Annotated in this window: 13 protein-coding genes; 5 read left to right on the top strand and 8 right to left on the bottom strand. The window is 43.2% G+C overall.

Features of this window, described 5'->3' with window-relative positions; translation table 11 throughout:
• The 3 genes from LJ658_RS18825 to LJ658_RS18815 are packed head-to-tail and all read right to left on the bottom strand — an operon-like array spanning position 1 to position 2421.
• Complete coding sequence (locus LJ658_RS18825) at positions 1-267, bottom strand: hypothetical protein (RefSeq protein WP_230548099.1); 267 nt, start codon at positions 265-267, stop codon at positions 1-3.
• Positions 264-1664 carry a radical SAM protein gene (locus tag LJ658_RS18820; protein WP_230548098.1) on the bottom strand — a complete coding sequence of 467 codons (1401 nt, stop codon included), beginning with the start codon at positions 1662-1664 and terminating at the stop codon, positions 264-266. Before LJ658_RS18820 ends, LJ658_RS18825 begins: the two co-directional genes overlap by 4 nt.
• On the bottom strand, positions 1657-2421 hold the full coding sequence (locus tag LJ658_RS18815; RefSeq protein WP_230548097.1) for a prolipoprotein diacylglyceryl transferase: 765 nt from the start codon (positions 2419-2421) through the stop codon (positions 1657-1659). The genes LJ658_RS18820 and LJ658_RS18815 overlap by 8 nt, the downstream gene beginning before the upstream one ends.
• Positions 2422-2517: 96 nt before the next feature.
• On the opposite strand from LJ658_RS18815, the gene LJ658_RS18810 reads away from it, so the two are divergent.
• Positions 2518-4515, top strand: a complete 1998-nt coding sequence (locus LJ658_RS18810) for a M1 family metallopeptidase (protein ID WP_230548096.1) — start codon at positions 2518-2520, stop codon at positions 4513-4515.
• A gap of 253 nt (positions 4516-4768) precedes the next feature.
• On the opposite strand, the gene LJ658_RS18805 is transcribed toward LJ658_RS18810, so the two are convergent.
• The 4 genes from LJ658_RS18805 to LJ658_RS18790 form a co-directional block, all read right to left on the bottom strand.
• Positions 4769-5341, bottom strand: coding sequence for a nucleoside triphosphate pyrophosphatase (locus tag LJ658_RS18805; RefSeq protein ID WP_230548095.1), 573 nt, complete (start codon positions 5339-5341; stop codon positions 4769-4771).
• A 327-nt stretch (positions 5342-5668) separates the two neighbouring features.
• On the bottom strand, positions 5669-7279 hold the full coding sequence (locus LJ658_RS18800) for a protein-disulfide reductase DsbD (RefSeq protein ID WP_230548094.1): 1611 nt from the start codon (positions 7277-7279) through the stop codon (positions 5669-5671).
• 1 nt (position 7280) lies between these two features.
• Positions 7281-7730 (bottom strand): protein-disulfide reductase DsbD N-terminal domain-containing protein, encoded by a 450-nt coding sequence (locus LJ658_RS18795; protein WP_230548093.1) that lies wholly within the window; start codon positions 7728-7730, stop codon positions 7281-7283.
• A gap of 30 nt (positions 7731-7760) precedes the next feature.
• Positions 7761-8819: a PLP-dependent cysteine synthase family protein gene (locus tag LJ658_RS18790; protein WP_230548092.1), complete on the bottom strand. Its 1059-nt coding sequence runs from the start codon at positions 8817-8819 to the stop codon at positions 7761-7763.
• Between the two features lie 148 nt (positions 8820-8967).
• Between LJ658_RS18790 and LJ658_RS18785 the strand changes: the two genes are divergently transcribed.
• Positions 8968-9438, top strand: a complete 471-nt coding sequence (locus tag LJ658_RS18785) for an Lrp/AsnC family transcriptional regulator (RefSeq protein ID WP_230548091.1) — start codon at positions 8968-8970, stop codon at positions 9436-9438.
• Between the two features lie 114 nt (positions 9439-9552).
• On the opposite strand, the gene LJ658_RS18780 is transcribed toward LJ658_RS18785, so the two are convergent.
• The gene (locus tag LJ658_RS18780; protein WP_230548090.1) at positions 9553-10764 is read right to left on the bottom strand and encodes a PQQ-dependent sugar dehydrogenase; all 1212 of its coding nucleotides are present in this window, start codon (positions 10762-10764) and stop codon (positions 9553-9555) included.
• A 214-nt stretch (positions 10765-10978) separates the two neighbouring features.
• On the opposite strand from LJ658_RS18780, the gene LJ658_RS18775 reads away from it, so the two are divergent.
• Genes LJ658_RS18775 through LJ658_RS18765 form a run of 3 tightly spaced genes read left to right on the top strand, consistent with a single transcriptional unit; the run spans position 10979 to position 14093 of the window.
• Complete coding sequence (locus LJ658_RS18775) at positions 10979-12259, top strand: erythromycin esterase family protein (RefSeq protein WP_230548089.1); 1281 nt, start codon at positions 10979-10981, stop codon at positions 12257-12259.
• A 17-nt stretch (positions 12260-12276) separates the two neighbouring features.
• Complete coding sequence (locus LJ658_RS18770; protein ID WP_230548088.1) at positions 12277-13491, top strand: erythromycin esterase family protein; 1215 nt, start codon at positions 12277-12279, stop codon at positions 13489-13491.
• Positions 13492-13520: 29 nt separating this feature from the next.
• Complete coding sequence (locus tag LJ658_RS18765) at positions 13521-14093, top strand: hypothetical protein (protein WP_230548087.1); 573 nt, start codon at positions 13521-13523, stop codon at positions 14091-14093.
• The last annotated feature ends 25 nt before the right edge of the window (positions 14094-14118 follow it).

Below are 14118 nucleotides of genomic sequence, written 5' to 3'. Positions count from 1 at the left end.
TTACATTTTCAGAAAATTCACGCAAGTTGAAAAACCGATTAACAGCACCAGCAAACAACTAAAAAACCAAGCCCAATTTCTCTTTACCAAAGCGGTGAATATGCAGGTCACTACATGAACAAAGATCAGCATGGCATATAGTAAAATTCCTCCGTCTGTAAACCTGCTCAATAAAAAATAAGCAACCAACAGACCGAGATTGATACCGACGATGTGCATTGCACGGGTAGTTTGAGATGGCTCGTTATTATTCAATTGTTCGGTCATACGGCATCCATTTCTGTTTTTAGCTGGTTTAAATATGAAATTTTATCATCACGGTAAAAAATATTCATCGTTTCAAAAGGTATTATACTCATATCCTTATTAACAATATGCACACATGATTTTTTGATGGCCCGTACATCAAAATTTTGCGCATCGATAAATTGCATAATAATCACCCTGAACAAATTATCGTAGCCCAGGTTTGGTGCATCAATATCAGGCAGGCAGCACATTAATGATTTTAAATGATCGTTTGCTTTATCTACCGAATTACCTGTACTAAACATATTTAATAAATGCCCTTTCAGTTTTTCATCCTGCTCATAAACTATCGTATTTTTTGAATTATCAAGCAGATCGTCGGGATTTATCATTCGCGTTAACGGGAAAACCCGCCCGTCTATTTTTAACGCGTATCCCATTACAAGCGCATCCGGATTACAAGGTACCGGGATCAGATCATTGGCATTAAATATGGACGTTTGCTCTAATATGGCAGAGCGCACCTCAGTTAGCGTGTATCTGTCTGTTTCCGGGTTAAAATTTTCAAGCCTTCCGGCTTGTTGTGTGGGTTGAAACGTTACCCCGCGAACACAGGGTTGCCTAAGCGCATATTCAATAATTTTACCTATTTCGTCAGTATTTAATCCTTTTTGCAGAGTTACAACCAGTGTCGTTGATAAGGAATATTTGTTTAAATTCTCTAAAGCTTTGATTCTTATATCGCGCAAATCTTCGCCGCGCAATTGCTCAAGCGCCTCTTTTTTAAAGGAATCAAACTGCAGATAGATTTCAAAATCGGGCATGTAGCCAGCCAGTCTTTTTACAAAGCTTTCGTCTTTAGCTATTCTTACACCGTTGGTATTTAACATCAGGTGTTTGATAGGCTTTGTCTTGGCCATGTCCAGGATCTCAAAAAATTGGGGGTGTACGGTTGGCTCTCCGCCACTTATCTGTACCACATCTGGCTCTCCTTCGTTAGCAACAATAACATCAAACATCTGCTCTATTTCCCCGAGCGACCGATGACGCCCATAACTGGGAGATGACATAGCATAACATGTTGGACAGCTTAAGTTACATCTATCGGTTACTTCAACAACGGTAAGGCATGAGTGCTGCTCGTGATCCTGGCAAAGACCACAATCATACGGACAACCAAAATGCGTCTTAGTATTAAACCTAAGCGGTATCTCACTTCGCTTGGCGTAGTTGCGACAATTTTTATAATATTCAATATCAGTGGCGATAAGCACTTTTTCAAAACCGTGATGCTTACAATTTTTAAGCATGTATACATTATTGTCCTGGAATACTATTTTAGCGTCAACGCGCCTTAAACAGGTTGAGCAGATGCTCAGGGTAAAATCATAATAGATATACGGGCGTTCAGGCATTCTTCAATAAGTGTTTAGGATAAATAAAAACTTTATAATAGTATACAATACCAGATAAACAAACCAGTTGTATTACTGACATCCCGAAACTAAAAAAATAATCCGGTTTAATAAACTCAATAAAAAATCTAAAGAGAAGATAGCTTGATAAAAATACCTTGAACCGGGCACCGTCAGAAAAGGCGTGTCTTTTTTCAAACGCGGCTAACGAAACCCATAAAATCAACCAGAACAATATCTCATATAAATTGGTGGGATGCCTGGGCACGCCATCGCCAAAATTAATCGCCCATGGTAACGATGTGGCTATGCCATAGGTACCATCTTCCAATCCTGCAAAGAAACACCCCAATCTGCCAATGATCATGGCTGAAATTAAAGGATAAACCATCAGGTCACCTGACGAAACAGTAACACCAATTTTCTTTTTTACCAACTCAACGCCTATAAGCCCACCCAACATACCTCCTACGATGGTTTTATTTCCCATCAAGTACATTAAATTCAGATCAGACAGCAACTGTGGGTTCTCTAAAACGCCCACAAGATGTGATCCAACTAAAGCGCCCGTTGCCGCGCCGATAAAAATAATAAACCTATTGCTTTCACTTATTTTATCAACAGTCTTGCTTCTTAGATAAACATAAAATTGATAACCAACTATATAGGACAGGGTTTCACAAATAAAATGGATTGGCACGACTGCCCTGCCTATATGTAAATTGAAAGGGAACATTTGTACGAATATAGGTAGCATTTGTGTGGTAAGCAATCAGATTAACAACTCATTTCTTGGTAACTTATTTTAACTATTGCACTGCCCTTTGTATATTGCTGTCCTTAACTGATACGCATGAATCTAAAATTTACCTTGTTAGGCGCCGCTGCCTTATTTGCTATTACCACACAAGCGCAAAGAAAGCCCCGCAATACCTCAAATGATACCATAAGCTCGAACTACATTCCGTCAGGCCTGTTTTCACCGTCTTTCCATACCGAAAAAGGCAATGAGTTTCATGCTGTAAATGGCGATCCCGGTCCGAAGTACTGGCAAAACCGGGCGGATTATATCCTCAAAGCTGCTATTGACACGGTTACCAAAACCTTAACCGGCGATGAAAATATCACCTACACCAATAACAGCCCCGATGCTTTGCAATATCTATGGCTGCAGATGGACCAGAATACCTACAAGAAAGACGCACGCTCAAACTTTGTAACCGGCAACCAACCAAAAGCTGATCAACATACTACCGGTTACCAGATAGAATCGGTTAGTTTATCCCAAAACGGTAAAATAGAAAAGGTGCCCTATGTGGTTACCGATACCCGTATGCAGATCCGTTTGCCCAGGGTAATTGCGGCAAATGGCGGCAGGATCAACATTTTAATTAAATATCATTATACTATCCCGGGCGCCTTTGGCGGCCGTACCGATTACACCGATACCAAAAACGGCAAGATCTATGAAATTGCCCAATGGTTCCCCCGCATGTGTGTTTATGATGATGCACAGGGCTGGGATACGCTGCCGTTTTTGGGCAGCGGCGAGTTTTATTGCGAGTATGGCGATATCGACTATAGCGTAACCGTGCCCTGGGATATGATCGTAGCCGGATCAGGCGAACTGGTTAACCCCGCTGAGGTTTTAACCACTACTCAGGTTAGCCGTTATAACCAGGCCCGCAATAGCGACAAAACCATTATGATAAGAACGCCAGCCGAAGTGACGCAGGCTTCGTCACGCCCGGTAAACAAGGGTACCCTGACCTGGCATTTTAAAATGTTCAATACCCGTGACGTCGCTTTTGGAGCCTCCAAAGCGTTTGTATGGGATGCAGCAAGAATCAACCTGCCCGGCGGTAAAAAGTCGCTGTCCATGTCTGTTTACCCGGTAGAGAGCGCAGGCGATGACGCCTGGGGACGGTCGACCGAATACCTGAAAGGCGCCATCGAGCATTTCTCGGCAAAGTGGTTTGTATACCCTTACCCTTGTGCGGTTAATGAGGCCGGGATTGCAGGCGGCATGGAATACCCGGGTATCCTGTTTGACGGGATCACGGATAAAGGCAAGGAGCTGTTCTGGGTCACTGCGCACGAAATTGGCCACAACTGGTTCCCGATGATCGTGGGCTCAAACGAACGGCGCTATGCCTGGATGGACGAAGGCTTTAATACCTTTATAGACGTTTACGCTTCGGATGCATTTAATAAAGGCGAATACGCACCCAAACGCGATGGCGAATATGCGCCGGGCGGCGGTAACCCCGCAGATGAGATCATCCCCACCATCATTGATCCTGAAGCGCCTACCATCATGACTGCGCCTGATGCTATCTCAGAAAAGTACCGGCACCCCATCACCTACTTCAAACCGGCATTTGGTATGATTTTGCTGCGCGAGCAAATTTTGGGCAAAGACAGGTTTGACTATGCTTTCAGAAATTATATTCATAAGTGGGCCTTTAAACACCCGCAGCCTGCCGATTTCTTCAGGTCGATGGAGAACGGCGCCGGCGAGGACCTGTCCTGGTTCTGGAAAGGCTGGTACTATAATAATTACAGCCTTGACCTGGCCCTGGCGACCGCCAGGTATGTTGAAGGCGACCCCAAAAACGGCATACAGGTAACGGTGGTTAACAAAGAGCCAATGGCTATGCCTTTTACGGTTGAAGTGAAACTGAAAAATGGCAGCAAACAACGCCTGTATCTGCCGGTTGAAACCTGGCTGCAAAATAAAGCAACCACCTTTACGATCAACACCACTACACCGGCCGAGTCGGTTACCATCGACCCGGATAATGCGTTGCCGGACGTGAACCGGAAGAACAACGTTTTGAAAGTAAAGTAATAAAACTACCGGGTGATCCACAAAAAAAGTGGATCACCCGGATCACCTTTTTTGGATAACAAGCTGTAAATAAACACTTTAACAAATCAAGCGGATCACTTTGGATCAGTAGTAAAACATCAGCAAAACCTAAATAAAAGGTTGACATTCAGATACTTATGCAATTTTTGAAGCTAACTTAAAAATAAAGCGGATCACTAAAAAGTGGATCATACCTAAGCAAATTAGGTATGATCTTAAAAACCCATGTCGCTTATAGGCTCAACTGTTTTAAAGCCTGGTAAAGCTTCTCGGTAGGTAAACCTACTACATTGGTGTATGATCCGTCAATTTTAACAATGGCGGTCACCCCTACCCATTCCTGTATCCCGTATGACCCGGCTTTATCCATCGGTTTGTATTTGATTACATAGTTGATAATTTCCTCGTCCGTAAGCGTGCGGAACGTTACATCAGATACATCATAAAAACTATGATACTGCTGCTTGTAAAACAAACACACGCCGGTTATAACCTGGTGTACTTTGCCAGATAGCATCTGCAGCATTTCAATGGCATGCTGTTCGGTCTCCGGCTTGCCTAATATGTGGCCGTCAATACTCACAATAGTGTCGGCAGTCAGCACAACTTCTTCGCTAACTGTTTCATCAAACGCGGTAGCTTTTTTTTGGGCGATATAAACGGCGATCTCTTCGGGCGTTAAATGATCAGGATAAGACTCGTCAACCTCTTTTAGCACAATGCGAAAATCAAGGTCCATCAGCGTTAATAATTCCTGCCTGCGCGGCGATTTGGATGCCAGTATGATCGAAGGAAAATTTTTCATTTTATTTTTTTGAGGATAGGCCCTCCCTGCAAAGAAATAAGAAATAAACGACAATTTAGTACCCCATCAAACGATTGAAGGCGCACCCTGAAAAAAAATCTTGCAGATTCAAAACATTTGGAAAGTTTGCACTTTATCAGCTTATCTTAAAACAAATGTAAATGAATATTCGCCTGCCGGATTTTATAAGCCGCTTAGCAGACTTTAAGAAAAGCATCCGCTTCACAAGATGCTTTCAGTTTTAACTAGTAACTAACTTACTAAAGAACGATTGAAGACTTTTTGCTCTACTATAGTATCATATATAAGCTCATTCATTGCAGTGTGTCATTGATGATAGGCCTTTAAGCCGCTCTGTAAAAACCCGGCATAACCGGCAGCGTCATAATTGGCGCCTTCGGGGGTAACCAACGGTTCTTGTTTTTCCGGATCAAGCAAAACATAAAACGGCTGTGAGTTGGCTGCAAACTTGCTGGTTTGTAAATAGCTCCATTTATTGCCGATAGTTTTAATGGCCCGGCCCTCGGGTGTGGTCATTTGTTCGGCCGCGGCGAGGTCGGTTTTATCATCAACGTAGAGCTGTATCAGTACATAATCCTGGTTGATGGTTTGCGATACCTGCGGATCGGGCCAAACATTTGCCTCCATTTTACGACAGTTCACACAGGCATGGCCGGTAAAATCAATCATCACCGGTTTATGAACTTTTTTAGCATAGGCCAAACCTTCATCATAATCAAAATACGGATCAAAACCTTTGGGTTTATCAAAAAGGTCGGCATACTTATGTTTAACTGTATTTACTGAACCGGTAACCGCACCCTGGCCGTTTCCTGATGAAAGATCAAAATCCTGGGTAGACATTGGCGGCAAAAATGCACTAACCGACTTTAGCGGCGCTCCCCATAAACCGGGAACCAGATAAACCGTAAATGCAAACACTATTATGGCCAAAAACAGGCGCGGAACAGACACATATTTTATTTCGCTGTCATGCGAGAACTTTAATTTTCCCAACAGGTAAAATCCGCCTAATGCCGCTATCACGATCCATAACACCAGGAAAACCTCCCGGTCAAACAAATGCCAATGGTAAGCCAGGTCTACATTGCTTAAAAATTTAAGCGATAAGGCCAGCTCTAAAAACCCTAAAACTACTTTCACACTGTTTAACCACCCGCCTGATTTTGGCAAAGACTGCATTAATGAAGGGAACATCGCAAAAACGGCAAACGGAATAGCTAAGGCTACCGAAAACCCGAACATACCAATAGCCGGCCCCAACAGCGCACCCGTGGTAGCTGCCTGAACCAATAAAGTCCCGATGATAGGGCCGGTACAGCTAAAGGATACCAGGGCAAGTGTCGCGGCCATAAAAAACAAACCGGCAAAACCACCCCTGTCCGCATTGGCGTCCATTTTATTTACCCATGAGCTGGGCAGCGTTATTTCAAACGCGCCTAAAAAGGATGCGGCAAAGGCAACCAATAATAAAAAGAAAAAGAAGTTAAACACGCCATTGGTCGACAGGCTATTTAGGGCGTCTGCGCCAAAGATCACCGTGATAATCAGTCCCAATACTACATAGATCACGATAATAAATAACCCATATAAAGAGGCTTTGCCTACGGCACCTCCCTTTTTCTCTCCGCCTTTGGTAAAAAAGCTAACCGTTAATGGTAGCATCGGGAAGATACAGGGCATTAACAGCGCGGCAAAACCACCTGCTACGCCGGCAAGAAATATCGCCCAAAGCGATCGTTTCTCCGGCCGGGCGGCTTTGGCAATAGTTGTCTCAGCGGTTTGCTTTGCAGCCGGTTTGACTACTGTAGCAGTAGTATCCGAACTAAAGGCCACTCCGGCAGTATCCGGGGTTTGCGCGGCAGCAAACAGTACCGGGGTTATGAATAAGAAAAGAAGGAAGATTATCTTTTTCATCTTATTTTACCGGTATGCTAAATTCAACCGTTTCGGGCGGCAGGCATTGCTTGTCGTTACAGGTCATATACTCTAGTTTTCCCTTTACGGTAACCTGTCCGGCTTTAAGCTTTATTTTTTGCTGAAAGATCACCTCATGCTCAAAAAAGCCGACATCCATATTGAATACTTTTTCGTTGCGGGTTATAGGCGTCGGCTCTTTGGTGGCGCCATCTAAACTATAGGCGCCGGAAGCAAACGTAAAAGTGGTTTTAACCGGGCCGCCATCTTTAACAAACTGCGAGTAAAGGTGCCAGCCTTCGTCAATAGACGCTTTCATAAAGACCACCGCTTCTTTTGCGTTGATCTTTTTTGCACCATAACTCCATTTTACAGGGGCTAAAATCTGGGCTGATGTTTGTAAAACAAAACCGGTTATCATTAACAGGGGTATTATTAATAGCTTTTTCATTTTTGTCAGTATCTGGTGTTTGAATTTATTTTATTGAAACGATTCATTTAAACGGGGTATTGGCTGATAACCGGTAAACTCGGTATCGGTAGCGTAATAGCCCTCTTTTACAGGTTCCTCGCGGATCAGGTCAGTGCTCAGGTATTTTTTATTACTGTCGCAAAGCAGGGTAACAACCACCGCTTTCGCGCCCAGCTCTTCTTTAAGCTTTATCGCCCCTATTACATTGGCACCGGATGATATGCCAACGGCCAGTCCCAGCTGTTTACTTAATTTTTGCGCCATAATAATAGCGTCGCCATCATTAGCCTGGATCACGCTATCCAACTCATCCAGCTTTACGATAGCCGGAATAAATTCATCAGAAATGCCCTGGATACGATGGCTGCCTACTTTATGGCCCGTAGTTAGCGTCGGCGATTCTGCAGGCTCAAGCGGGTGGATCCTTACCTTCGGATTGAGCATCCGTAGCGCCCTGCCTACTCCCATAACCGTACCACCGGTACCAACACCCGCCACAAAAGCATCGGGCATTAAACCATTTGATGCCAGTTGGCGCCAAATTTCTCTGCCGGTTGTTTTTTGATGTGCTTCCGCATTAAACTCGTTTTCAAACTGGCGCGGCAAAAAAACATTCTTATCAGCTTTGGCCATTTTCTCTGCCAGGCTGATGCTACCTAAAAAACCACCCTCCGCTTTGCTTACAGGAATAACTTCGGCACCCATGCTTTTGATGATATCTACCCGTTCCTGGCTCAGCCAGTCGGGCATAATAATTTTTACCGGGTGACCAAGGGCTTTACCAATAGCGGCAAAAGCAATACCTGTATTTCCGGATGTGGTTTCTACAATGGTATCGCCCTTTTTTATGTTTTTGTTTTTATAAGCCTGGTACATGATATAAAGGGCCATCCTGTCCTTAACACTGCCGGTAAGATTGTAATGCTCGCACTTGGCATAGATTGTACCTGCGTTACCTTTATAGGTATAGTTTATAGCAATCATAGGGGTATTACCCACCATGTGCCATAAATTTTTAAAGGTGTCTTCGCTACTAAATTTCACCTCTGTTTCCGCTACCAAATCCATATATTTTAATTTCGGTAAAAATCCATATCCTAAACGGTTATTACAATAATTCATCAAAAAGCTGAAAATTTTATGGTTTTGATAACAAAAAACGTATATATTTACAGTTTAGAGTTTCATATTTTTAATTAATTGATATTATTTTCAAATGCTAGTTATCAGCTCACTTGACCGTACGGATATTGAGATCTTAAAATTGCTACAGATCGACGCCTCCCAAACCAATAAAGAGATTGCTTTCAAACTTCGAAAATCCATTGCAACGGTTCACGAACGGATCCGGAAATTAAAGGAACAGGGTTATATCAAAGGAATAGTGGCTATACTTGACCGGAAAAAGATCGACAGAAGTTTGATTGCTTTTAGCCAGGTGCTGCTTAACGATCATGCCGCTGATACCCTGGCAGGATTTGAAAGCGAAGTGGCAAAGTTTCCCGAAGTGATGGAGTGTTTCCAGATGACGGGCGCGTTTGATTTTATTTTACGCATAGCCACCACTGACATGGATGCCTACCATGATTTTTACCGGCATAAACTGGCAAAGCTGCCCAATATAAAAACCGTTGAAAGCTTCTTTGTGCTTTCGCAAACCAAAAGCGATACCGCCTACCCGCTTTAACCAGGGGGGCAATGAGTTTGGCCTGGCGCCCCTACTGTTGGGATATACCTTATAGCAACGTGCCCCGGCGGTTATAAAACCGGCCGGGGCACGAAATATTAGCTTATTAAAATACTATTGTTTAGCTATCCGGTACAACTTCCCGCTGTCTGTGCCGGCATAAATGGCGCCGTCTTTACCGGTAGCTATGCAGCGCCAGCGTTCATGGCGGTTCTCTAACAGGCGCTCCTCGCCTACTACTTTATTGTTTTTGATAACCAGGCGGATGATGTGCGAACCGCTTAGCGCGCCTACAAAAAGGTTATTTTTCCACTCAGCTATGTTGCCGGTATAAAACATCATGCAGCCGGGCGATATAACGGGGTCCCAATAATAAACGGGCTGTATGGTGCCCTCTTTTTGCTGGATGCCTTCGCCCACCTTCTGGCCGCTGTATTCGATACCGTAGGTCACCACAGGCCAGCCATAGTTGCCGCCCGGTTTAATTAGGTTGATCTCGTCGCCGCCACGGGGACCAAACTCGGCCTCCCAAAGGTCACCGGTAACGGGGTTTATGGCGAAACCATCCGGGTTACGGAAACCAAGGGCATAGATTTCCGGTTTAGCACCGGCAGTGCCGATGAACGGGTTGCCGGCAACCGGCTTACCTTCCCTGGTGATATGGATGATCTTGCCGGTGGTGGCGCCCAGGTCTTGCGCCTTCATGCGGATATCGCCGGCCTGGCGGTCGCCGCTGCTGATAAACAGGTTGCCCTGCCTGTCAAACACAATACGCGAGCCAAACTGGCCGCCGCTTTTTTTATAGTGGGGTGTAGCCTCCCAAATTACCTTTACATTTTCCAGTTTAGTCTCATCGGCCGATAGCTTGCCTTTAGCTACAGCCAGGGTCGAGGTGCCTTCTTCCGTCGGTTCAGAAAAGGTCCAGTATACCATGCGGTTTTTTACGAAATCCGGGTCAATGTTCACATCCAGCAAACCACCCTGCCCCTGAAACACCACCGGCGGGAAACCCGTGATCGTCTTATCCAGTTTACCGGCAGTAGTAAAAATCTGCATCGTGCCCGATTTACCGCTTACCAGTAAACGGCCATCAGGCAGCACGTGCAGGCCCCAGGGCAGTGTAAGATCCGTGGCAATCACCTCGTCCTTATAAGGCGTTTGTGTTTTGACGCTGCCAATGCGGGTTTGGCCGGCGAAGGCGGGCTTGTAGTCGCTGTTGGCTTTGTTTTTTTCAACCGGTTCGCCGGTTTGGGCCATACAGGTCAGGGCGGTTACCGAGATAAGGATGGCACCTAATGCCAAAGGCTTATAAAATTTTGCTATCATAAAATCAATTTTGGTTAATGCTATGTAAGTTACAATGTTATCAGCCGTTTGTTTAAATACAACACGTTTTTTACAGTTGCGGACCGGAGGTTAGCGATCAGAAATTTAGTGCCTATGCACTTAACTTATCGTCGCCCTCCGGTTCTTTTAAATATTAGTTTGTTTTTTTGGATATTCAAATCTACTTTTAGATAATCAACCTATCAACCTGTATATGGCAGCAGATACTTCAATATGGCCTGTAACTAAGCTTAGTGTATCAAGGCGTATTGTCCATATCATTTTAAATATTTCTGCGGTTATTATTTTCAATCCATTTTCTTATGGCCAGGCGGTTAAAAATCAACTCCCCAGGTTTAATTTAAGCGCTTTAACATCAACCTATTCAAAAAATTACCTGGCTTCCATTTTCGACAAAAAGATATCAGATACTGTTCAGATAGTTGGCCTGGGCGAAGTTAGCCATGGGGGCTATGAACCCATGGCGTTTAAAGCCAATCTGATCAGATACCTGATCGAAAGCAAAGGCTATCGAAAAGTCCTTTTTGAATTTTCTGATATAGGGGATATCAGAGCAATGAGAAACTATTTAACGCATCAAAATACCAATGACACTTCTTATATCAACAAGTGGGTTAAAAACGGAACTTTTATTAATGCATTTGCATCTGTTTTGCCGGGCTTGCTTAAATGGATAAAACAATACAACGATAACCACCCGAAAGATATGGTGCAGATTATGGGCTTTGATATCCGCGCAGAGCAGTTGGTTATAAATTATGTTCTCAATAAATATATCATTCCCGATAATTATAAAGAAAGCCAGCTATATGTGTACCAGTTAAATTCGGGGATCCCGGATGCTGATAAAATAGCGCTGCTTAACAAATGGTTCACGTCAAACCAGCCGGCACTCAGGGCCAAACTTGCCGGGGAGGATTTTAACTGGCTGTCTTTCTATATCCATAATGTGGTTAACAGTTTAAATTACCTTATCAGGAATTCAAAATCTAAGTCGGAGAAATCTGACGCTGCAAATTTATTCCGGGATAGCGTAATGTCAGAAAATGTCAGATACCTGAACGCAAACTCCAAAAGCATAATTTGGGCGCACAACGGCCACATCATCAGGGCCGAAAAAAAGTATATGGGAAATTACCTGGATCAATATTTTAAAGGCCGGTATTACGTGATTGCAACCGATTTCTCAAAATTTGCAGCAGTTGATGTTACCAATCAGGACACTACGCAAAATAACAGCAAAAAATATGTAACCAGGATCTTTAAATCCGGGCCTACTACTGCCGCTTATAACATCCAGGATAAATATGGAATTTCAGAAGGGATTTTCTTTCGTCAGGATTTGATCAACATGAATATAAAAGAAAATGTCAATGTAATTGACGTAGGCGGGCTTCATGTTTTTGTTCCGGAATATCACAATCTTTTTGATGCCCTAGTGGTATTTTCTATCATTTACCCAACTCCTAAATAAAAATCAAACTATGCCTTATGAAAAACCTGCTTATTTCAACTGTCCTGTTATTTGGTTTTGGCAACGTCAACGCGCAAAAGATCCAGGAAATCGCATCAAAAAATATAGATCAGGCCATCCCGTTGTTTGACCAAATTTCGGACTTTAAAAATACAGACGAAGTTAAACTTGTAGGTTTAGGCGATGTTGGCGAATATGTAAAGGAATCAAAAAAGTTAAATACAGCCTTTTCGGCTTACCTGATCAGTAAAAAGAAATTCAGGAATATCGTATTACAAACCGACAATTGGTTGCTTCAGCCATTAAATGCTTATCTAACCTCTTCCGCACCCGCGGATAGTGCCGTATTTATACCCCTGTTCATTAATGCCATTCCCGCCAGGGGACAATTCGCGAACACCGATTTTATGTCGCTCTTAACCTGGATAAAAAAATACAATTTAGCCCACCCGCAAGACATGGTCAATATTTTTGGCGTTGCTCCCAATAAAATAATTCCGCCATCGTATTTTTTATCAACCTATGTTTTTGCAGTCGACCAACCTTACGGTAAAAAATTGAGTGAAAAATGGAGCGAAAGCATCGCACCGGATTCCATAGCTTATTCGGACATCAAAATTTGGGTAGAAAGTCTTAAAAACAAAAAGCTTTCAAAGATGCAGCAGGACCTGGTTAGCAGCTGTAATGAGGATTTGCTGCATAACACGTTAGTGGTTCAAATTGTGTCTGTTGACCAACGGATTCCGCCAAGATACCTCAACGAAAGGTCACGGTACGTCGCCAACCAAATCTTAAAAAAGCTCGGCAAAAAAACCATTTTCTATGCGTTAAACACCGAAGTGGCCAAAGCTGATCTGAAGTGGAGTTTTTCTCTCGATAATCATCCTTTTTTTTCAACAGGGAAATATCTCGGCGAGGATTTAAAAGAAAATTATTATGTCTTTATCACAGATTTCGCTGATATAGCCCGGATACCGGTGGTTTCTTATTCGGCAAAAAAAATTAATGTTGAGGTTTTATCCGGCCCGGAGCAGGCCAAAACCTTGTACAAAAAAAATGACTATTTTGATCGTAAAAAAGACAGCGATCTTTTAAAAGGATATCAGCCGATATTACTGTCTACATCAAAAGAAATAATTACCAATACCGTTGTTGACCGGGATAGCTATGCCACAGATGCTTTATTTTTGTTTTCACAGCTATCAAAAATTGAAACGAACGTTCACTTTTAACAGTTTTTATAAACCTAAACAAGGTAACCATGTATAAACTAATCTTCGCAGCAGCGGTTTGCTTCATCTGTAATCTCAAAGCTCACGGGCAGTTAATTGTAAGAAACTTCGGATTTGAACAATATGATTCAAAAGGAAATGTGATTAGCTGGGATCCTATTAATACCAGGCAACAATACTCCCTCAATACAGATACCACTGTTGCCCACACCGGCAAACGAGCATATTCTGTCGAAGCGAAATCTGATACGGTAAAAGACCGGGGGGTGGGCGGCGCCGGTACCATGTATTTATCGTCGGCCTTTAAATTAAGAAGAACGGTCAAAGTTTCTGCTTTTATTAAAACGGAAAATTTAAGAGAGGGTGCTGCGGGAATACTGATTATGCTCAATGGGGAAAAAGGACCCATATTTCAGGCAGACACCCATGATAAAAGCCCGTCGGGAACTACCGACTGGTCAAAGTATGAACTGGAGCTGCCTTTAACCGCCGACGTAAAATCAGTAAGCTTTGCGTTTATAATGACCGGCAAGGGCAAAGCCTGGTTTGATGATTTTCAGGTATTAATTGATGATAAAATAGTTGATAACAGCACCTGGTAAACAACAAGATAATTTAATGTTCTGC

The sequence above is a fragment of the Mucilaginibacter sp. UR6-11 genome, assembly GCF_020880695.1.
Lineage (GTDB): Bacteria > Bacteroidota > Bacteroidia > Sphingobacteriales > Sphingobacteriaceae > Mucilaginibacter.
Note: the sequence above shows the minus strand (reverse complement) of the source record. Positions and strands in the feature narration are given on the sequence as shown.